The organism is Opitutales bacterium (genome assembly GCA_013215165.1).
In the GTDB taxonomy this organism is placed as follows: domain Bacteria; phylum Verrucomicrobiota; class Verrucomicrobiia; order Opitutales; family JABSRG01; genus JABSRG01.
In genome coordinates, this window is sequence record JABSRG010000032.1 from 1 (window position 1) to 20748 (window position 20748).

Sequence of the window (20748 nt, forward strand, 5' to 3'; positions counted from 1 at the left end):
AATCTCAGCCCGGGCCCACCGCGCCACCTACATCGAAAGTCAAGAATGGCTCAAAGAGGCCGCATGACTCCCCGCACCTCTGGTCACACCCTTCCTGGAGCATCGCATTGAGCGATAGGTGTCGTCGCTGCGCTCCTCGGAACTAACCAACTACTTCAAGTCGTCGTCTTCGTCGGAGTCTTGGGATTTTTCCGCCCCGTCTGAGTCATCGTCATCCTCCTCGTCGTCGTCCCAGCGCATGGTTTCGTCGCGCTCGATTTCGGAGTCTGGAGTTTCCTCGATATCTTCAAAAGCGTCGTCGATGTCTGCGGTTTCGTCGGTCTCCTCACCACCGGCGCCTCCAGTATCTTCGTCGGTATCTTTATCCAGTTCAAAGCCTTCTGGGACAAATTCGAGGATTGCGGTAACCTCTGTGAAAAAGTGAGTGGCACGGCCCTCCATGTAGTCCTGGTTTTGGCTCTCACGGACGTCCTCTTCGAGTTCTTCGATCGTGAAGGGTTGTTGGAAATCGATCAGGTCATTGAGCAATTTCACACGTAGTCGAGTGACGTGAGTAATGAAGTCTGCGTAGGCTCCTTTCTCATCATCTAAAATATCTGGAAGCGCGAACTGAGGCTCGTCAGAATCGAGTATCGAATCGTAGTTCCGGCGCAGCTCGAGCTTTCCTTCTTTAAGGTCCTTAGTGATGGTAAAGGTAAAGAAAGCATTTTCGAATATCTCGGGCTTGAATCCGTAATCGGCCAGGGGCTCCATCAACTCGATGATGTGCTGTAGCTGACGCGGATCGATTATGCTCAAGCCATCGACATCCCAATGCACATCGTCGCTGATCTCGTAGATCCACCAGTTCATGTCCTCGCCAAAGCGGACACGGCACCATTCAAGTTTCGGCGTAGAATTACTCATAAGGGGTATTCTCTATGGGTTCGTTTTAAATTCTGTCAACGCATGTTGCGGGATCTTCCATTCAGCGGTGTGGATTAACACGGCCAAGCTCATGCAAAATGAACTGGTTTCTTTGTTCGGGCGCGGGCAGCAATCAGTCTTTGAGGAAAATGTTCTAGTCGTTTGGGGTTCCATCGCCGCTGAGATAACGATCAATCCATTCTTCATGCCAGGTTCCAAAGTCGCCTGCTTGTATGTGCTCACGAGTCTGTTCCATTAGGTCGATGTAGAAATGTAGGTTATGCAGCGAAAGGAGCATGCCTCCCAAAGGTTCACCGGTAACAGTGAGGTGTCGTAGATAGGCACGTGAAAAACGCTGACAGGTAGGGTTATCAAACCCCTCAACGAGGGAGCTACCATCGCACTTCCAACGTTCGTTGCGCATATTGACTTTCCCCCAAGGGGTATACGCAGTTCCATGGCGTGCCGCGCGCGTCGGCATGACGCAGTCGAACATATCCACACCGCGCGCTACCATTTTCAGCAGCTGATCTGGGGTACCAATACCCATGGCATAACGCGGTTTTTCCCGCGGTATGAATGGAGCAGTCATTTCAATCTGAGCTAACATCTCCGGCTCAGGTTCGCCGACGCTCACTCCACCAATCGCATAGCCAGGAAAATCCATCACGGCAAGCCGTTCAGCGCACTGCCTACGGAGGTCTTCATAGGTAGATCCCTGGACAATACCAAACACAAAATTCCCACGTTCGAACACCCCAATTTCCTCTGCATAGCCCCTGGATATCTCAGCCCAACGCAGGGTGCGGTTGACGGCTTCGGCACAGGCAGGTTTGTCGCAAGGAAAGGGCGGACACTCGTCCAGCACCATGTGGATATCACTCCCTAGATTGCTCTGGATATCTAAAGACTCCTTAGGCCCCAAAAAGATCTTTCGTCCGTCGAGGTGCGATTTGAACTCCACACCGTCTTCGCGGAGTTTACGGAGTTTCGCGAGAGAGAATACCTGAAAGCCCCCGCTATCGGTTAGGATCGGTCCCTGCCACCCCATAAATTGGTGTAGCCCCCCCATATCTCTCACCAGTTCGGAGGTGGGACGTAGGTTCAAATGATAGGTATTCCCCAATATAATTTGCGCGCCGATTGCCTCGAGTGTCCAAGGAAAGACTGCTTTCACCGTAGCCTGGGTACCGACTGGCATAAAAATCGGCGTCTCAATTTCTCCATGCTTGGTGACCACACGACCGCGTCTAGCTTGGGTAGAGCTATCTTCGTCAAGCAAGTGGAAAAATCTTTCGGACATCGCCCTAGACTCGATGCTTATTGCTCTCCGTCAATGGTTTTGAGGCTCATGACCTGCGGGGTCATTGATGTATTTGAGTTAAACTGGCACTCCAACCGTCTGGGATGCGTCCAGCGACGACATCGAGATAAGGTCGCGCCTCGAAAGTCTCGGAAGCGAATGCGCGGATATCCTCGGGAGTGAATTCTTTGACCCGCTCAGGAAAACGGAACCAATCATCATAAGATAAACCATAGAGCTGACGTAGTGTCGCCTGCAAAGAGCGACTTTCCACACGCTGCATGCCCATCTCATGATGTGATCTGATTTGGGTAAGCAGGCGCTCAAAGACTCGATCATCCAGGCACTTGGTGGTGAGACTCTCAACCTCAGCATCGAATTCACCGAATACTTCAGCCACTTGAGCTTCGCTCGTTCCTGCATAAAAGGTCATCACCCCAAAATTAGGCGCCGGCAAGCGATTGGCCCCAACAAAATAGGCCATTCCCTTTTCCTCTCTAACTCGCTGAAATAGCGGACTCGACATGCCGCTCAAATAGGTGTTCAGCAAAATCCCAGCATCATTATCGGAAGCATCAAAGCCCACATCACGATACATACGCAGAACGACAGACTGATTCCGATCTATCGGAAGCCCTGCCCTGCCGGTCGTCGCAATACCACTCCATCCAGGAATATCGCCGAGGCTTTTGCCCATAGCTACAGGAGCAAACATTTGCTCTACCTGCTCATGCTGCTTGTCAGGATCTATATCTCCGGCGATGGCTACACACAAGTTTCCAGAGACAAGCAAACGCGCTGCATGCTCTTTAAGCTCTCTTAGTTCCATCGATTCGAGGTCTGCGATATCTCCGAGAGAAGATCGAGCATAAGGATGATCTCCGAATACCTGTTCTCTAGCGAAGCGACGTCCCCGTCTAACGACGTCATCCAAGTGCTCACGAATCGAAGCAATCTGCGCCATTCGTTCTCGCTCAAAAGTCAATTCTGAGAAACTGGGTGCTGAAATCGCCTGTGCCACGAGATCCAGGGCCCGTTCGAAGTGACTGCTCAACATCTCAATATTGAGGCCAAATGTGTTATTTCCTGCGCTTGAGCTCAAAGAGCCGCCCACTTCGTCTACACGCTCGGCTACTTGAAGTGCACTGCGTCCCCCTGCATCCTTCGTGAGCATCTCTCCCATTAATTGAGTGACACCGGAGGAGCCAACCGGGTCCCAAGCCGGACCACCTCGGCCCAAGACGCGCATCGACACCACAGGGAGGCGCGCATCTGGCATATAGATCACCCTCAGCCCATTTTTAAGCGTGCGCTCAATGATCGCAGGTTCAGAATTTGAAGAACCCATCGTTGTCGCATGTGTCTTTTGAGTCGTGAGTTTTGATATCTCCGGCTCTAATGCCACTAGCGTCTCACCCGAATCGACAAGATAACGCGCTCCCACCTTACTCACATGCGCTATGTCCACCGCCAACAGATTGGCGATAGACTGCTTAAAATATCCCAAGTCCCCTGCCACGACCTCCGCTGCCCCCAAGCGAGAAGCCATGCTAGATGTCGTTTTGAGGCCTTGGATGATACGCCCCAACAACTGATTGCGCGCTCGATCAAGCAAACGATCGTTCAACCCATTCTCCAAAAAGTCCCCGACAACTGCTTTCACCGTCTCGGCGATGGCATCAAATTTTCCCGGATTCGACTCCCAAGACAGCCAGAATAGACCTGAGCTTCCTGGATTCCAGCATGTCGCGTCAATGTCGTGCACCATTTCGCGCCGCTCACGCAACTCTTGAAAAAGCACGCTGCTTTCCCCAGCGCCAAGAAGAGCTGCGAGTAGATCCAAGGCCGCTGCGTCGGGATGACTCAACGAGGGGGTTCGAAACGCCATTCCTCCATGGGCAATCTCCACAGGAGCATATGCGGTATGCGATCGCTTAGAAAATTGAGCCTGCTCATCTGGAATGAAGACATCCGCGGTGGCCGACCGGCTAACCGCTCCAGCAACGGCCTCCACCTCATTCCAAAACCGATCTCCATCAATCGCGCCGCTCACGACCAGCGTGGTATTGCTCGGCACATAGCGCCTCTCGTAATAATCGCGCAAAGTAGCTGCATCGACTTTTTCGAACAATTCGCGATGACCTATAACCGGATATCGATAGGGGTGCGTCTGAAAGGCGGTGGAAAATACTGCCTGAGAGAACACCGAATATGGATCGTCCAAGCCCATATCGATCTCGCGTAATATGACATCGCGTTCGCGCGCGATCTCCTCTGAGGGCAACGTCGAGCGGAAGACAATATCGACCAGCAGAGCCAACTGCTGCTCGAAAGTCTCGGCCAAGGTATCGATGTAATACACAGTCCGATCAAAGGTAGTATAAGCGTTGATACTCCCCCCATAGGCATCGGCCTCGCGGGAGATGTCTAGAGGGCTACGGGTAGGCGTCCCTTTAAAAAGCATGTGTTCAAGGTAGTGCGAAAGCCCTGATCCCAAGAAAGCCTCCTCATGGATGCTTCCCGTTTTTACCCAGAATTGTATCGATGCCACAGGGGCGGCATGATCGGGATTAAATACCACAGTGAGTCCATTGGGAAGTACTCTGCGTTCAATAGTTTGCCGTTCTAGCGTGGCGAGAATCCGATCATTTGAGTTTGCCATACTCGTCGACCAATATATGAATTTACCTTTCTGACAACTGCTCAGTCTGGGTCCTGTTTATCTCGTTTTGAGATTTACTTCCCCCGATTCCAGTAAACGTTGTGTAAATCTCATCAAAAGTTCCCAAATTTGTGTCGCATCCATTTCGCTGAATTGGGGGTCATATCGTAAACTCGTTAGTTCCAAATGGTTATCCATACCAATCACCCATATATCACCTCCCCCATCCTTTTGCCTGACACGATCAACCTCGATCAGCACGAATGAGCGGTTCTTCGATTCTTATTACCGGATTCGATACAGCACACCTGCATTCCCTAGCCACATTACTAACGGCTGCGAACTATCAGGTGGGTCTGTCATCAGGCACCCAAAATGCCGTAACGGACGCGCTCGTGTCTACCCCAGATATCATTGTCTGCGAGCGACCAGAATCTGATTTGGTCCACCATTTCAAAAGCGATAAGTGTACGCGTCACATACCTCTAGTTCTGCTAACGGATGAAGAGCCCCTGCGGGCCCATTCCTCGGCTCTGGCTGATATCACGCTGCAATTTGACGCGCAGCCCGAGGAGATATTGGATGCGATCCAGAAACTGGATACACGCCGGCGGCACCTAATCGAACACACAGAGAAAAAACTCGTCGAGCGCTGGTCTCACCTACCTCATGAGATTAATACCCCGCTCAATGGGATTCTTGGCGCGGCTCAGGTTTACTTACAGCTTCTAGGTGATGGAGACACACTTGACCGCGAAACACTGCGAGATGGGTTCGGCATGATCCTCAGATCCGGCAGGCGTTTATCGCGAACAGCAGAAAAATACTTACGATACGGAGAAATTGTCAGCGGCACGGATCGCAATTCTGAAAATCTACGTCTATCTTTAATCCCGATCCAAACTCTAATGGCGGAGGTGATCGAGGTATCATGCGATTCTCCTGATACCCAAAATCGTATCAATCTCACCCTCGAAAAACGCGATGTACGCGCGGTGGATTTTTGGCTGATCCACGCCGTAGCCAATATTCTTGAAAATGCGCTGGCTTATTCGCCTAAACAGTCTCCAGTAACTATTCTAGGCAATTGTGTCGGAAAAAGCTACGAACTCATCATCGAAGATCAGGGCCCCGGAATCGCAGAACCGGATTTGAAGAAAATTGCTCCATTTACTCAGTTTAATCGCGATGTCACGGAGCAGCAGGGTCTCGGCTTGGGAATCTTTAATGCGCGAGAGTGCCTGCGGCGTTGTAATTGCCAACTCAACCTAGAGAGTCCGCACTACGGTGGTCTACGAGCAGCCATCATCATGCCCCTTGCCTGATATGGGTATTCCTCTTGCGTGTGGGATATGGAAATCGGCCTCCCGTGTTGCTTTGAGGATCGGTAAGAACCCTGAAACCAAGCCTAAAGATACTGCCCGCTATATCTCTGAAACAGGAGGATCTATGATAAGTCTTATCGACCAATCGAGTGGCCAGAAATGACTCATTGGCAGTTTACTACGTCAAACAATGCTCACTCGCATACACTGGCATAACTCGATGGGTCTAGCAGTTCGTCAGCAGCACTCGCATCATCCAGCTTCACTTTGACCAGCCATCCAGCTTCATAGGGACTGTCATTAATGGCCTCAGGTGTCTCATCCAGGGCATCATTGCGCTCAACTACCTCACCAGCGAGCGGGCAGTAGATATCCGAAGCTGCCTTGACCGACTCCACGGCGCCTAGCGTGTCTCCAGCGTCAAACTGAACACCCACATCAGGCATCTCTACATAAGTGATATCGCCGAGACTTTCCTGAGCAAAATCTGTAATCCCGAGGGTCATAATCCCAGTTTGAGAGTCGATGGCGACCCATTCGTGATCTTTGGTGTATTTCAGATTTTCAGGAATATCAGCCATATTCACGCTAGTAGGTCGAGTGAGCCTGGACCGTCAAGCGTTTTGGCCTTTCCGTAAAAGGGTTTGAAAATACCCCTGAACTACCGCTCTCTAATAAATTTAACCCAGACCAATTTTCCGCCCAACACGTGAGCGACCGATCCAGCCACCTTCCCGAAGTCACCGAAATGCTGGGGGCCTACTATGCCGATTATGCCTCCTATGTCATCCTCGACCGCGCTGTGCCCTACATTGAAGACGGCCTCAAGCCAGTCCAGCGCCGCATCCTTCACGCCATGTGGGAAAAAGATGACGGACGCTATAACAAGGTAGCCAATATCATTGGCCATACGATGTCCTACCACCCGCATGGAGATGCTTCTATCGGGGATGCACTCGTGCAACTGGGACAAAAAAATCTCCTCATCGACACCCAGGGGAATTGGGGTAATGTGCTCACAGGTGATTCAGCAGCGGCCCCGCGATACATCGAAGCCCGCTTAACGAAGTTTGCAAAAGAAGTCGTCTTCAACAAAAAGACGACCCACTGGGACAAGTCTTACGACGGACGCAATGATGAGCCTATCCACCTTCCAGTAAAATTTCCACTCGTGCTCGCTCAGGGAATCGAAGGCATCGCCGTCGGCATGGCTTGTAAGATTCTTCCGCATAACTTTGTGGAACTGTGCGACGCTTCAATCGCCGCTCTGCGTGACGAGGAATTCATCCTGCTCCCCGATTTTCAGACCGGCGGATCGGCGGATTGCAGCGATTATCGAGACGGCCTTCAGGGTGGACGCATCCGCGTACGAGCTCATATCGAAAAAGGTGAACGCAAAGCGATCTTGATGATCACTCAGCTCGCATACGGCACCAACACACAGACCCTCATCAGCTCTATCGTTAACGCCTCCGACAAGGGTAAGATCAAAATTGCCAAAGTCGAGGATCTGACATCAGACCAAGTTCGTATTAAGGTAACGCTTCCACCGGGAACCGATCCAGACACTGCAGTCGATGCACTCTATGCGTTTACTGATTGCGAGGTCTCGATTGCACCAAATACAGCCGTAATCCGCGAAGGAAAACCTCAGTTCCTAGGCGTATCGGAAATTCTACGCCTCTCCGCCCATCACACACGCTTTCTGCTCAAGTGGGAACTCGAAATCAAGCAGCACGAGCTAGAGGAAGATTGGCATTTTAAGTCACTGGAGCGCCTCTATATCGAACACGAGCTTTACGATTTACTGAAGAAAGTGAGCACCAACGAAGAAGCTCACACCGTGCTACGTAAAGCACTCGATCCCCTACTCCCGCTCGTGGATCTAAAACGTGAGGTTTCCCATGATGATATCGAGCGCCTTCTTGATGTGCAGACCCGGCGCATCATCCGCCACAATGTCGAAGCAGCGGATAAAAAACTCCGCGATATCGAGGCTGCTCTAGCCCAGGTCCGCGCGTACCTCAAAGCATTGACTGACTACACTATCGCTTGGTTTGAAGACCTGAAACGAAAATACGGCAAGGAGCGCGAGCGTAAGACACAATTGACTAACTTCGATCGGATCGTTGCGGCTCAAGTAGCCGTCGCCAACGAGACTTTGATGCTCGATTCCCGTGAAGGCTTTGCGGGTTATGGGCTCAAACGGGGCGGTGAATACGAAACCATCGGCAAATGCTCCACTATGGATGACATGGTCGCCTTCCTCAAAGACGGTACGATGACTGTCTATCGAGTCGGTGAAAAAGTTTTCGTCGGTAAGAACCCGCTGCACCTGCAACTCCTTCCTGCCGACGATCCTACCGTGTATTGCTTGATTTATTCGGACAAGGCCTCGGGTAAGACTTTTGCCAAGCGCTTCCAGATAGGCGGCATTACCCGCGAGCGTGTCTACGAAATCGTAAAGGAACCCAAGGGCACAAAGATCCTTTTCTTCAGTGCCCTGCCCAACCCCGAAACCGAAGCCCCTACCGTATGGGTGCGCCTACGCCCACAACCACGCCTGCGCAAAGACTTGATTGAGTTTAACTTCAACGAGCTCGACATCAAAGGCCGCGGCTCCCAGGGCAATATGGTAAGCAATAAACCCGTGAAAACAGTCACCAAAAATCGCCCACCCGACGCTCCCAGACCCACACAAGGGGATCTGTTTTAGCCCTGCGTTAACGATTGCAGATGTCAGGCTCTCGGACTTAAATATCAGAATCATGCCTGAGATCTCCAGATTTCTCGGAATTATCATTAGGATGTATTACCGCGATCATGCTCCTCCTCATTTCCATGCCGAATATGGCGATTTCGAAATAACGGTGGAACTCCAAACGGGCATCGTTAAAGGGAGTTTTCCCCGACGTGCACTCAAAGCTGTGTTGGAATGGTATGAAATAAATCGCGACGCGCTCATAAAAAACTGGGAACTCGCCAATGAACGAAAGGCCCTTAACCCAATCGCACCTCTAGAATAATGACTTTCCTCCACATTGTAGACGCTCGCTATCTGAATGGATACTCAGTCTGGCTGAGATTTAATGACGGGACAGAGACAGAGGTAGATCTCGAACAAGAACTCGATGGACCTATTTTTGAACCTTTGAAAAACCCGGATTATTTCCGAGGATTCACTTTGGAGGGGCACACACTGTGTTGGCCAAATGGCGCGGATTTTTCCCCAGATTTTCTCAGAAACCTAAACATCCAGGAACAATCTGCCTAAAGCTTTAATCCTCGGCAACATGGTGAGCAATAAACCCGTCAAAACGGTCACCAAAAATCGCCTACCCGACGCTCCAAGACCCACACAGGCGGATCTGTTTTAGCCCTGCGTTAACGATTGCAGATGTCAGTTTGGGAACTACCTTAATGTTGAGATGGACCTAACCGACGCAATCGCAGTTTTGCTGGAACACTATCCAGAATTGCAGGCGATTTGGTGCTTTGGGAGTCGAGCTACAGGTATGGCTAGACCCGATAGCGACCTGGATCTAGCTTTACTTTTGGAACCTAATCAAGCCAGAGATGTAAGATCGCTAGGATGCACACCGTGCGTACCAGCTCTCAGTCTCAAACTTGGGCTAGAAATCGATCTGCTAAATCTAAGACAGTTGAGCACTGTGGTTCAGCTCGAGGTGATACGCTCTGGCCAAGTGATCCATGTCGCCGACCAGGAAGCTTTACTTGCATTCGAAATGCAGGTGTTGAGTGCCTACCAAAAACTCAATGAAGAGCGGTCTGGCATTTTAAAAAGTTTTCATGAAACGAAGCGCGCCTACCCAGTATGACCGATACGCTCTTACAAAAGATTCAAAGCTGCCAACGTTGCATCCATCGTGTTCGTGAGATTTACTCCAAAAGCGAGATCGGTTTCGAAGACAACTTTGATGCTCAAGATGCAGCCATATTAAATCTAATCCGCATGTGTGAGCTCACTATCGATATCGCGAATTTAATCGTTCGCCGCGATAAACTGGGTATTCCCACGTCCAGTGCCGAGAGCTTCGAGCTATTGAGACAAAGCAAACGGATTGACCGGAAGTTGACATCAGCGATGACGGCTATGGTCGGATTTCGAAATATCGCAGTTCACCAATACAGAGAACTCGAACTCTCGATTGTGCTCTCGGTTATAAAAACTGGGATGGATGATGTCATCGTATTCATCGATCACTTGTTGGAAACAGAGGGTGATTGAGGAAAGGTGGGGTAATACATCAGACGTCGACAAATCGACTCTGAGCCTCACTAGTGTCTATCATGAGCAAACACGCTGTATTTATCGATGGAAGTGAAGGGACGACTGGGCTGGAGATCCAGCAGCGTCTCGAATCTCGTGAGGATATTGAGCTGATCAAGATCGATTCTGAGCTGCGTAAGGACCTTAGCGAACGTGCTCGCCTCATTCAGGAAGCTGACGCAGCAATCCTCTGCCTCCCCGATGTTGCTGCGCGCGAAGTGGTCGCAGCCGTCGGTGCCAGCTCGACAAAGATTATTGATGCGAGCACCGCTCACCGCGTGGATTCAGAATGGGTCTATGGCCTTCCAGAGCTCTGTGCTGAACAACGGGAACGACTCGCAGAGACGACGCGTATAGCCAATCCAGGGTGCCATTCCACGTCGTATCCATTGCTTTTGCGACCTCTGGTCGATGCGGGTATTCTTCCGGTCGATGCTCAGATAACAGCAACGTCTCTGACCGGTTACAGCGGCGGAGGTAAAAACATGATCGCCCGTTTCGAGTCAGAAACCGGAGACCATCTGGCAGCTTGCCCGTATGCACTTGGGATGCAGCACAAGCACCTACCTGAAATGCAGGCTTTTAGCGGTCTAGAATCGGCACCGGCTTTTCTTCCCACCGTCGGACGCTTCTTCCGTGGAATGATCCTGTCGATCCCATTGCACGCAAGCCAACTCAAGGGATACCTGGGTGATCCGAAGCAGATTGTTGAGATACTCAGCAAGAGGTATGCGGATGAGCCCTGCATCCAGGTGTTCCCGGCAAACGATATGTCTACTGCGCCCCAAGGCCTACTCGATCCGACGACGTGTAACCACACCAACCGCGTCGACTTATTGGTACACGCCACTGGCCCCGACTACGTCCTACTTCAAGGCCGCCTCGACAACTTGGTGAAAGGCGCCTCAGGCGCCGCCGTGCAAAATCTCAATATCGCGCTGGGTGCACCGGAGCTGAGCGGGCTCACGACTCAATTGTAGCCAACACGGCTTCATCCAGCGCTTGGGTCAAAGCTTCTTGCAACCTGAAAGCACGGACTAGCTTGGCTACACATTGAGCCATTCCATAGCTCAGACAAAAGTCACGTGTTCCAGAAGAGGCATCGGCAGTCTCAGCGATCCCCAGAGTAATCTCGTTTACTGACCCCGCAATGCGAAAACGGTCCATTGTCTCGAACCCCGAAAGCTCTGGCAGGGTCAAAAGAAACCTAGCCAGAAACCCACAAGCCACAGGAAAGCGGTGGCATCCAGAGTCCTTGAGAGGTCCAGCGAATCCGGGCTGTTTCTAAGCCGTATACATCGAAACGCTCATGATCAGCGATCTGGATGTAGTGCTGGCGCACCAAATCGTGCACAGGAATCAGCACAATATGGTGGTGAGGATTCACGGCGAATAACACCTTTTCACCCCCGAGTGCATCGTTAGCATTGTAAAGCATGGCTAAACTAGAAACGCCTTCCGGCGTATAGGGCCTAAAATAGGTATCATGCTGAGTCTGGTCCAGACGGAGCAAACGACCCTGCTCTGAACAACGCCAAGCGATCCAACTGCGGCAATAGTCATGGCTCGAGCCGTAATTGACCCAGCGGTCATAATCGAGAGCGTTCAGATCGCCGCGTTGGTAGGTGTTATTTACCCCTTGCTTGGAACGGAGAAAATCCTGGCCCGCCGCGATCATGGGGATACCGACCGAACTCATTAGGATCGCCATCATCAGATGCGTCCTGCGGCGATCGACCATCTGTGGTAAAAACCCATTACTTTCTTTGTTCTCGGTGATGCGATCGATCCAAGAACGATCATCGTGGCTCTCAGTATAGTTGACGGTCTGGGCGGGGAAACGAGCAAAGTTATCTCGAGAACCTTTAAGGAAATAGCGGATACCATCCTGATTACCCTGCGCCATGACATATTCATGAATGAAATCCCGGTAGCCGTCATTCCACGACGCGTAGCCGGTATTGATGAGCTGACCACCGATGTGACCACGAAAACTCCATGGCTCTGCAATCAAGATGACCTCGGGTTTCACTGCCTTGAGAGCGACCTCGATTTCCTTGAGGACGTCGACACCGATCAGTTCAGCTAAATCGAAACGGAAGCCGTCGACGCCAAACACTGTCATCCAATGGACCAGGCTATCTATAATGAGGCGCTTCACCATGGGGGCTGAACAACGCAAGTCATTGCCACAGCCACTCCAATTCATCAGTTGGTAGTTGGGATCCGTTTCAAAATAATAGGCCTTATCGATAAAAAATAGGAAACTCGGCTCACCGACATGATTGTAAACCACGTCGAGAATGACCGCGATACCCTGCTCGTGAGCGGCACGTACCATCGCGCGTATCTCTTCGAATTGAGACCCGCCAGCCGGATCAAACGCATATGAACTCTCCGGCGCAAAGTAGTTCACGGTCATATAGCCCCAGTGGTATTCCTCAGGGCGCCGCTTATCCATCTGTTGAAGGGGCTGAAACTCCAAGGCATTGACACCCATTTTGCGAATGTAGCTCTCCGGATTTTTAAGGAGATGAATCATCTCCTGGTAGCCCGGTATCGGCTTTCCATCGCGCGGCACGTCGGCCAGCTGGACGAGATCACCCAGGTGGCACTCAGCCACGATCAAATCTTGCCAAGAGGGAGTGCGGTAGCCATCTACTTCAACAAATTCAGGAAGCTCTGTCCGAACGATTCCCGGCCCCTGAGCCGACGCCATCAGCACGGCGTAGGGATCGACCACCTTAAAAGATTCTTCGAAATGCGACGATGCGTCCTGGTTCTCTCCTGCTATCGTGTAGTGGTAGTAAGCATTTTCCCAATTCAGATCTGAACGGACGCTCCAAGCGCCCTGTCCGACACGCGAGAGACTCAGCTGGGTCGGCTCACCTTCATCGAGGTCCCAGTAAAGATGTACTGTTACATCGCTCGCTCGCGGAGCAAACATGCGAAACACGGTAGCGTCACCCTCTCGAGTCACTCCCATTGGCAGATCCGTATCGAGCAGACGAAAGTCCCCCTGTGGTGGCAAACTGATGCTTTCAGATTGCTTCAGGCCTTGCCACAGCAGGGACTCCGCATGCCGAGCTAGATCTTCGCCCAGATCGAATTGCCAGACATGCCGGCCAGTCCGTTCGAGATGGCAGCGGTAGTTCGCAACACCCTGAGGATCGAGCACCCGATTGGGTGCCGAAGCATCGACCTGAAACCAGTGGTTGTCGCCACGCACAAACTTGAAAGTCAGCGGCCCTATCTCCTTTTCCCTATTCGCCAACCATGCCCTCGGCACATGCTTGGTGAGCCACAATTTCCCATCGATATGCTCCCGCTTCAAACGCCATTCCTTATCGCCCACCGCCGTTTGCCAATCGTTAAAATTTCCCGCCAAAAAAAGTTTGTCCTTACCCAACTCAAATTCGCCCAACGTCTCCGGATCCACCAAAAAGATCATCGAGCGCGGAGAATAACAATAGCAGGCGTGCCGACCAAATTCTATCGGCGGCACCTGTTTGAGCACATGCAGAGGAGCATCTCCAGGACCCACCACGATGGGAGGCAGCTCAGTTTTACTCTTCCAGTCCCTGCGAAGATAAATCCAACCACCGGACTCACTATGCCAACTTATGGACGAAAAAAGACGGGCTCCCTCAGACATTGAATGTCACTCAACAGCACCCAGTTCAAAGTGCAATGACCGTCTCGGCACACGGGCATTTTTACGATCTTAGATGTGGTTGGCTGTAACACGCCTTGACGTTTTCCCCGTTTTGCCCCGTTAGAGTCCACTGCCCTCCACTCTTTTCATTTTACCGTGTCCGAATCCATTACATTCAAAGAACGCTTTTCAGACCTGACTCTGCGCGGAGATCTGCTGGGTGGACTGACGACTGCAATCATCTCTCTGCCCTTGGCCTTGGCATTTGGTGTTGCCTCAGGTGCGGGGCCACAGGCAGGGCTCTACGGTGCAGTCATTGTAGGATTATTTGCTGCTCTATTCGGCGGGAGTCGCACCCTGATCTCTGAGCCAACAGGACCGATGACAGTCATCATGACAGCAATCATTACCACAATGATTGCCGAAGATCCTGAAAACGGCCTGGCTGGCGCATTCGTGGTCGTCTTAATCGCCGGGCTCACACAAATCCTCTTCGGAGTGTTCAAGCTGGGCCGCTACCTGACGCTCATGCCCTACAGCGTCATTTCAGGATTCATGTCAGGGATCGGCGTCTTGCTCATCATCATGCAAATGCCGGCATTGCTCGGTCAGCCAAACCCGGGTGGCGGAGCACTAAATGTCCTTATCCAGATCCCACAGCTCTTGTCACAGGCTGCCTGGCAAGAGATTTTACTCGGAGCGATCGGTATGGTTTGCTTGTTTGCCATACCCAAGAAAATGAAGCGTGTGGTGCCACCACACCTCATCGCCCTGTTATTGGGGACAAGCGTAGCCCTTATATTTTTTGCAGATGTCGATATCCGCCGCATTGGAGAGATCCCGATGGGCTTGCCTGACTTTCGCCCGCCTCATCTCAACCTAGAAAAGATGCCCGAACTTGTGGTCGACGGGATCATTCTCGGGATGTTGGGCTGTATCGATACCCTCCTCACTGCGATGATCGCTGACAGCTTGACCCGTAAGCAGCACGACTCCAACCGCGAGCTGGTCGGTCAAGGCATCGCCAACTTCATTTCGGGACTCTTTGGCGGACTCCCCGGCGCAGGCGCAACCATGGGAACCGTGGTCGGCATTCAAGTCGGAGCACGGTCGCCCCTCGCCGCCATCCTGCGCGCTCTATTTCTACTGATTGTTATCTTGGCGATTGCGCCCATGCTGTCCGGCATACCCCTCGCCTTATTGGCAGCCATCGCTGTCAAAGTCGGGATCGACATCCTCGATTGGAGTTTCCTCAAACGGGCTCACCAAGTCTCCCGGACTGCCACCGTCATTATGTATGGCGTGATGGGGATCACCGTATTTTTCGACCTGCTGGTCGCAGTTGGTATCGGAGTCTTCATCGCCAATGTGTTGACCATCGAAAAACTATCGCGCCTGCAGTCCTCTGGTATCCGCGCTATCGACGACACCGACGGCGAGTTGCCGCTCAGCGATGAAGAACGCGCCATCTTCAGACAGGGACAAGGCCGCTTATTGTTACTTCACCTCAACGGCCCAATGATCTTTGGCGTCGCGAAAGCTATCTCGCGCGAACAGGCCGCAGTCGAACGAGCCAACGTTCTTGTGCTCGATCTACTGGATGTGCCCCTTCTCTCTACCACCGTTTTGCTGGCACTGGAAAACGTCATCAAAGACGCTCAAGCACTCGATCTCCCCATTTTTATCTGCACGCCTGACGGGGAGGCCCATGAGCGCCTCAAAAAACTCCAGGTCACCCAGAATCCGAGTGTCATATTCTGCACATCGCGCCTCGATGCCTTGCAACGTGCCGTCGCCGCTCAGCCAAATTGAGTTCAAAGAAATCCCTAGCACCTTGTAACCCTTACGGACCGAAACAAAAACATTCGCGTGAATTAGCGTTCATTAGCGGATGCAAAACATTCACCCCAGCACACTGCTTTTTCGTTGCCGCAAAGAGCGCCTTCGATTTCGTCGGAGACCCTTATGGACGCTTTTGACACCATCTTGCAAAATACCGACACGGTCATCGGCGAAGACGCACTCAAAGAACGGCTGGCCTCGGGTAAGCCAATGCGCATTAAGTTTGGCGTCGATCCCACACGGCCTGATCTGACCTTCGGCCATATGGTGGTGTTCAACAAGCTACGTCAGTTCCAAGACCTAGGGCACCAAGCGATCCTCCTAATCGGCGACTTCACAACCCTCATCGGCGACCCATCCGGCCGCTCCGATTTGCGCCCCGTTTTGACCAAAAAAGAGATCGCCGAAAATGCGTCCACCTACCTCGACCAAGCATTCAAAATCCTCGACAAAGAAAAAACCGAAGTGCGCCACAACAGCGAGTGGTTTGGTGAGCAAGGTTTCGAGCACTGCCTCGCCTTAGCCCGCAAGATGACAGTTTCCCGCATGCTCGAACGCGACGACTTCGCAAAGCGCTACAAAGACAACAAAACCATCTCCATCATCGAGTTCCTCTACCCACTTGTTCAAGGTCAGGACAGCGTTGAACTCGAGTCCGATGTCGAACTCGGGGGCAGCGATCAGCTATTCAACCTCTTGGTAGGGCGCCACCTCCAGAAAGACATCGGACAACCCGAGCAAGTGTGCATCACCCTGCCCCTGCTTGTAGGCCTCGACGGAGCAAAAAAGATGTCCAAGAGCCAGGACAACTACATCGCCTTTAACGACACGCCCAAAGAGATGTTCGGTAAAATCATGTCGATCAGTGATGACGTCATGTGGGACTACTATCGCCTGCTGCTATTGAAAACCGACGCTGAAGTGTCCGAGCTCAAGACACAACATCCCATGCAGTGTAAAAAAGCCCTGGGCGTCGCCCTCGTATCTAAATTCTACGGCCCTGAAGCCGGAACAGACGAACTTGAGCAATTCGAAAAAGTTTTCTCTCAGAATAAAATTCCCGACGACATGCCATCGGTCACTTGGAACGAGCTCCCCCGCGTCGACGACACCTTATCCCTCCTCGAAATCATGGCTGCGCAAAGCAAGCTCTTCGGATCAAAAAGCGAAATCCGCCGCCTCTTCAAACAAGGCGCAGTAAAGCTGAATCAACAAAAAGTCGACGATCCCAACCAGCTCATCAATGCCCCATCCGAAGCCCACATCATCCAGGCAGGCAAACGAAAGTTTCTTAAGGTCCAAGCGTAGGGTATGACCAGATCTACAAAAAACTGATTTTGAGCTCAGATGAGAAGCGTAGAGTGATGGCGACAGCCATTGCTTGACTTAAGCTTTGATCCGCACGAAGGCAATCGCTCTCGCGATCACCCCACTAAACATCAACATGCCCCGCACTTCTGGTCACGCCCCCAGGCGTAATCTTTCCCCAAAGGCCTCAACGCACTGTCTTTTTCCTCGCCCCAATATACCAAAGTATTTTTAAAAAACATCATCCTGCGCGCGTTAGATATACAACCAAACATATGACGTTCAGCCACTTCTATCTCACATCATCCCAACCAACGTGAATCCCCATAGATATCAGGACGATTCGTTGATATAATATTAACTGTTGTGCTAAAATGAGAGAGCTGAATGTAGCAGAGACGAATGACCGATTGATTGGACGTTTTCACTTAATATCCAAGAATGTTCATATCGTTGAAGCGATCTTAGGAACTCTGGTTTCTTTGGGCTGCTGGCTTTATGTTGCTGCTTGGTTTGATTTTCCAGATGGTAAAATTCACATAGGGAATCTTCTAAGAGCTTCTCCTTACCTTTTGCTAGTGTTACTCTTCCTAGTTGGAATACCATGCTATATCGCGTTCAAAGCTGGACGTTCTGAAAAATCTGCTGGTCTAGCTGAGACTGTGTGGTGCATTTTGCTTTGCTTGAGCGGGGTGCTAATTCCTGTGGCTATTTTGCATGTCTTGTTATACTTTCGAACAAATCAAGAGTCGAAGTCCGTAGATTCGGGTGAAAACTAAACAGTATGCTCGACGACTGCCTCATGGGGCGTTGGGCTTCGATTGGAGATGTCTTTGCTTCGCTAGGCACAACAAGTCGATGCGAATGACAACGACTGTTTTCCGCGCGAGTAACAATCCCGGACAAATTCAGAAAGAATTGGCTTCAGTTCATCATTTTCTTTTACCGCTGCAAATAACTTTTAGCACATTAGGCAAAATTTGACATGTAGGTCTGTTCGTGCGAAGATCTGTGCATGGCGACCAATATCGAATTAAATGAAGTGCTTTTGAGCAAGGCGATGCGGCTTGGAAAAATCAAGACGAAGAAGGATGCAGTAAATGAAGCTCTGAGCGAGTATGTGCAGCGTAGAGAACAGCTGAAGGTGTTGGATCACTTTGGGACTGTCGAGTATGACGAAGACTATGATTATAAAAAGCAAAGGAAGGTTCAGTGAAGGTCATTGTCGACACAGATGTTTGGTCCGAGGCGTTCAGGAAGAAATCTGGAAGGAACTCATTGTTCTGCAATGAATTAGAGCTTCTTGTTCAGGAATCTCGGGTTCAGATGATAGGTCCGATCCGTATGGAGATCCTGTGTGGATTGAAAGACGCTCAAGTCTTTGAAAGAATAGAGAATAGTCTGAGGGCATTCCCGGATCGAGTTCTAGATTCCGAAGTGTTTGTTCTTGCTTCTAAGTTTTTTAATCTATGCCGGTCCAAAGGGATTCAGGGTTCAAATACCGACTTTATTATCTGTGCGTGTTCGGTTCTGTGGAAATCACCGATACTTTCAAAAGATAAGGATTATGGTCACTACAGGAAGCTGCTACCGATTGAGCAGGCCGAGCCCCGGAAGAGCTGAACAAGAATGAATGAGAAAGCGGCACAGAACTGGATCCCTTCTCATCATGGGAAAACACTAACAAAGATACCGACACTCTTGGCTTCGATATTGAAACCCTACGCATGCGCCATGTGTTTTAAATTTCACTGGAGAGACGCAATGGAAATACCAGAGGAAATTAGTTCACAGGCAGTCAAATCAAGATACAAGTTGGCCGGCATCTGACCAATCGGCGGCGATCCAAAGAAGCGGCCGCAAATATGCATGATTTGAACTGAATTCTCAAGGCATGAAGATAGCAGGAAAAATTAGCGTGAATTCGCGTCCATTCGCGGATAAATCCAAAAGCCAGACAGCCATAGCCTACCCGTAGCGACACAGCCCATCCCTATGCAAGTGGACTCTTCCCCCAAAAAGGTCTCAACCCACTTCCTTTTTCCTCGCCCTGATATACCAAAATACTGTTAAAGGCGATCAATCCGCGTACGCGCGGCACACAATCAAACACATGACGTTCAGGCACTTCCATCTCATCACCACAACCAACGTGAATACCCAGAGATATCAGAACGATTCGTTGATATAGTGTTAACCGATATGGAAATAGATTTGTTTGGATGCGGACCAGCTAAAACCAATCGGGAATGGATAGAAAATTGACAGGCCTCGTCCCAATCAAACACAACTCTTGAAAGAGTATTCTTTTAAAGACCTGATCAAAGCCACTACTTCGATAAAGAGAAAAAGTCCCCTAAAAAAATCTGTGTCCATCTGTGAAATCCGTGGTTAAAAGAGATTTTACCTCGCGCCCGCTTCGCTCGAGGCGCAGAGACCTCCGAGAAAGCATCAAATTAAGCAATTGATCAAAGAATATCCCTATTGCACAGAGCCCCGTTGATAGCTACTAGGTAAAAAACATGCTAGTTCAACCCCAACATCCAACCTACATTACCGGCAGGCCATATCCAGCCGGTGGCCCCAATGTCGGCTAACGCCGCCATCACTACACCTCAGCGTTGGAGGAAAGAATGAAGAGCTTTGTTTTGTTAGTCTTTTTTCTCGGTTTTCAGTTTCCTGCGATAGGTAAATTCATTGTCGAGATTCCCAAGTTAGAATCCTTTATTGAGCGCCAGGAAGAGAATGAGCTTATATCAGTTTTCCGGGCTTTCAACGTACCGTGGATATCTAGCGAGGTCTGGCAGCGAATTGTCTTTGTTTTCCCTGATCGAGTTCGAGTAAAATGGTTTTATACTACTTATGACACTCCTGTTGAGGCTGTTGGTATTCACCAAGATCGGTTTAATTCCTTTCTATTCAGTCCGTCGGGCGACGTCGAGGCTGCAAGTTATGAGTTTGTTGATGCACAGCTTGTTAAACTTGTGTCTAAGTATTTTGCGAACCTATCGGATGTCGCGAAAGCGGAGATTCCTACTCCAGGTCTGATAATTGATGGAGACGCTATACGTTGGGAGGTTTATTCTGATCGTTTGACAATTTCTGTGTCTCCCGAAGATACACGATTTGGTAACAATCCAGATAGAGATGCTCTTGATCAGTTTTTGTTAGCCGCAACTTGGTATGCGCAGTATAAAGAGGGCTATTTTTCTTCGAGCGAGGATGACGCCCGTAGAAGATTTTTATATTTTGTTCCAGAGCAAGAAGGGACGCTTGACGTGCTAGCGGCCGAGATGATGAAAACCGTTGTCGATGGGTTACGCTCAGAGGTCCAAAAAGACAGGACCGGTAACACCAATAATGCGCCGCGCGATTAATTATGTAGAAAAAGGGAGTATTTCTTATGTTGCAATCAGAAGGTTCTCGCCATCGGTGCACCCACCTTCGACGTTCACG

Annotated in this window: 17 protein-coding genes; 11 read left to right on the forward strand and 6 right to left on the reverse strand. The window is 50.6% G+C overall.

Annotated features, from left to right (window positions below; translation table 11 throughout):
- Positions 1 to 150: 150 nt before the first annotated feature.
- The 3 genes from HRU10_08225 to HRU10_08235 all read right to left on the reverse strand — a co-directional run bounded on the left by HRU10_08225 (position 151) and on the right by HRU10_08235 (position 4871).
- Positions 151 to 906: a hypothetical protein gene (locus HRU10_08225; protein ID NRA27219.1), complete on the reverse strand. Its 756-nt coding sequence runs from the start codon at positions 904 to 906 to the stop codon at positions 151 to 153.
- Positions 907 to 1060: 154 nt separating this feature from the next.
- Positions 1061 to 2209 carry a tRNA guanosine(34) transglycosylase Tgt gene (gene tgt / locus HRU10_08230; GenBank protein ID NRA27220.1) on the reverse strand — a complete coding sequence of 383 codons (1149 nt, stop codon included), beginning with the start codon at positions 2207 to 2209 and terminating at the stop codon, positions 1061 to 1063.
- A gap of 61 nt (positions 2210 to 2270) precedes the next feature.
- A complete protein-coding gene (locus tag HRU10_08235) occupies positions 2271 to 4871 on the reverse strand; it encodes an insulinase family protein (GenBank protein NRA27221.1) in 2601 nt (866 codons plus the stop codon).
- 263 nt (positions 4872 to 5134) lie between these two features.
- On the opposite strand from HRU10_08235, the gene HRU10_08240 reads away from it, so the two are divergent.
- On the forward strand, positions 5135 to 6196 hold the full coding sequence (locus tag HRU10_08240; GenBank protein NRA27222.1) for a hybrid sensor histidine kinase/response regulator: 1062 nt from the start codon (positions 5135 to 5137) through the stop codon (positions 6194 to 6196).
- Between the two features lie 194 nt (positions 6197 to 6390).
- Here HRU10_08240 and gcvH read toward each other — a convergent pair whose 3' ends face one another.
- A complete protein-coding gene (gcvH, locus tag HRU10_08245; protein ID NRA27223.1) occupies positions 6391 to 6777 on the reverse strand; it encodes a glycine cleavage system protein GcvH in 387 nt (128 codons plus the stop codon).
- Between the two features lie 128 nt (positions 6778 to 6905).
- Here gcvH and HRU10_08250 point away from each other — a divergent pair, with 128 nt between their 5' ends.
- The 6 genes from HRU10_08250 (at position 6906) to argC (ending at position 11467) form a co-directional block, all read left to right on the forward strand.
- Positions 6906 to 8912 (forward strand): DNA gyrase/topoisomerase IV subunit A, encoded by a 2007-nt coding sequence (locus tag HRU10_08250; GenBank protein ID NRA27224.1) that lies wholly within the window; start codon positions 6906 to 6908, stop codon positions 8910 to 8912.
- Between the two features lie 52 nt (positions 8913 to 8964).
- Positions 8965 to 9222 carry a DUF4160 domain-containing protein gene (locus HRU10_08255; GenBank protein NRA27225.1) on the forward strand — a complete coding sequence of 86 codons (258 nt, stop codon included), beginning with the start codon at positions 8965 to 8967 and terminating at the stop codon, positions 9220 to 9222.
- Positions 9222 to 9470 (forward strand): DUF2442 domain-containing protein, encoded by a 249-nt coding sequence (locus tag HRU10_08260; GenBank protein ID NRA27226.1) that lies wholly within the window; start codon positions 9222 to 9224, stop codon positions 9468 to 9470. Before HRU10_08255 ends, HRU10_08260 begins: the two co-directional genes overlap by 1 nt.
- Positions 9471 to 9624: 154 nt before the next feature.
- On the forward strand, positions 9625 to 10035 hold the full coding sequence (locus HRU10_08265; protein NRA27227.1) for a nucleotidyltransferase domain-containing protein: 411 nt from the start codon (positions 9625 to 9627) through the stop codon (positions 10033 to 10035).
- Complete coding sequence (locus HRU10_08270) at positions 10032 to 10445, forward strand: DUF86 domain-containing protein (GenBank protein NRA27228.1); 414 nt, start codon at positions 10032 to 10034, stop codon at positions 10443 to 10445. Before HRU10_08265 ends, HRU10_08270 begins: the two co-directional genes overlap by 4 nt.
- Positions 10446 to 10507: 62 nt before the next feature.
- Entirely contained in the window at positions 10508 to 11467 is a 960-nt protein-coding gene (argC, locus tag HRU10_08275) for an N-acetyl-gamma-glutamyl-phosphate reductase (protein ID NRA27229.1), read from the forward strand.
- Here the strand turns inward: argC and HRU10_08280 are convergent.
- Positions 11451 to 11654: a hypothetical protein gene (locus HRU10_08280; protein NRA27230.1), complete on the reverse strand. Its 204-nt coding sequence runs from the start codon at positions 11652 to 11654 to the stop codon at positions 11451 to 11453. The genes argC and HRU10_08280 overlap by 17 nt on opposite strands.
- Positions 11655 to 11694: 40 nt before the next feature.
- Positions 11695 to 14142, reverse strand: coding sequence for a glycoside hydrolase family 1 (locus tag HRU10_08285; GenBank protein ID NRA27231.1), 2448 nt, complete (start codon positions 14140 to 14142; stop codon positions 11695 to 11697).
- 168 nt (positions 14143 to 14310) lie between these two features.
- On the opposite strand from HRU10_08285, the gene HRU10_08290 reads away from it, so the two are divergent.
- The 4 genes from HRU10_08290 (at position 14311) to HRU10_08305 (ending at position 20669) form a co-directional block, all read left to right on the forward strand.
- Positions 14311 to 15954, forward strand: a complete 1644-nt coding sequence (locus tag HRU10_08290) for a SulP family inorganic anion transporter (GenBank protein NRA27232.1) — start codon at positions 14311 to 14313, stop codon at positions 15952 to 15954.
- A 153-nt stretch (positions 15955 to 16107) separates the two neighbouring features.
- Positions 16108 to 17292, forward strand: coding sequence for a tyrosine--tRNA ligase (locus tag HRU10_08295; GenBank protein NRA27233.1), 1185 nt, complete (start codon positions 16108 to 16110; stop codon positions 17290 to 17292).
- 1015 nt (positions 17293 to 18307) lie between these two features.
- Complete coding sequence (locus HRU10_08300; GenBank protein NRA27234.1) at positions 18308 to 18508, forward strand: type II toxin-antitoxin system VapB family antitoxin; 201 nt, start codon at positions 18308 to 18310, stop codon at positions 18506 to 18508.
- A 1417-nt stretch (positions 18509 to 19925) separates the two neighbouring features.
- Entirely contained in the window at positions 19926 to 20669 is a 744-nt protein-coding gene (locus HRU10_08305) for a hypothetical protein (protein ID NRA27235.1), read from the forward strand.
- Positions 20670 to 20748 lie beyond the last annotated feature (79 nt).

Excerpts from the sequence above, each read along its gene's own strand:
- HRU10_08255 (NRA27225.1), top strand. The coding sequence starts at position 8,965 with ATGCCTGAGATCTCCAGATTTCTCGGAATTATCATTAGGATGTATTAC.
- HRU10_08295 (NRA27233.1), top strand. The coding sequence starts at position 16,108 with ATGGACGCTTTTGACACCATCTTGCAAAATACCGACACGGTCATCGGC.
- HRU10_08300 (NRA27234.1), top strand. The coding sequence starts at position 18,308 with ATGGCGACCAATATCGAATTAAATGAAGTGCTTTTGAGCAAGGCGATG.
- HRU10_08265 (NRA27227.1), top strand. The coding sequence starts at position 9,625 with ATGGACCTAACCGACGCAATCGCAGTTTTGCTGGAACACTATCCAGAA.
- HRU10_08260 (NRA27226.1), top strand. The coding sequence starts at position 9,222 with ATGACTTTCCTCCACATTGTAGACGCTCGCTATCTGAATGGATACTCA.
- tgt (NRA27220.1), bottom strand. The coding sequence starts at position 2,209 with ATGTCCGAAAGATTTTTCCACTTGCTTGACGAAGATAGCTCTACCCAA.
- gcvH (NRA27223.1), bottom strand. The coding sequence starts at position 6,777 with ATGGCTGATATTCCTGAAAATCTGAAATACACCAAAGATCACGAATGG.
- argC (NRA27229.1), top strand. The coding sequence starts at position 10,508 with ATGAGCAAACACGCTGTATTTATCGATGGAAGTGAAGGGACGACTGGG.
- HRU10_08285 (NRA27231.1), bottom strand. The coding sequence starts at position 14,142 with ATGTCTGAGGGAGCCCGTCTTTTTTCGTCCATAAGTTGGCATAGTGAG.
- HRU10_08240 (NRA27222.1), top strand. The coding sequence starts at position 5,135 with ATGAGCGGTTCTTCGATTCTTATTACCGGATTCGATACAGCACACCTG.
- HRU10_08280 (NRA27230.1), bottom strand. The coding sequence starts at position 11,654 with ATGGACCGTTTTCGCATTGCGGGGTCAGTAAACGAGATTACTCTGGGG.
- HRU10_08225 (NRA27219.1), bottom strand. The coding sequence starts at position 906 with ATGAGTAATTCTACGCCGAAACTTGAATGGTGCCGTGTCCGCTTTGGC.
- HRU10_08235 (NRA27221.1), bottom strand. The coding sequence starts at position 4,871 with ATGGCAAACTCAAATGATCGGATTCTCGCCACGCTAGAACGGCAAACT.
- HRU10_08270 (NRA27228.1), top strand. The coding sequence starts at position 10,032 with ATGACCGATACGCTCTTACAAAAGATTCAAAGCTGCCAACGTTGCATC.
- HRU10_08305 (NRA27235.1), top strand. The coding sequence starts at position 19,926 with ATGAAGAGCTTTGTTTTGTTAGTCTTTTTTCTCGGTTTTCAGTTTCCT.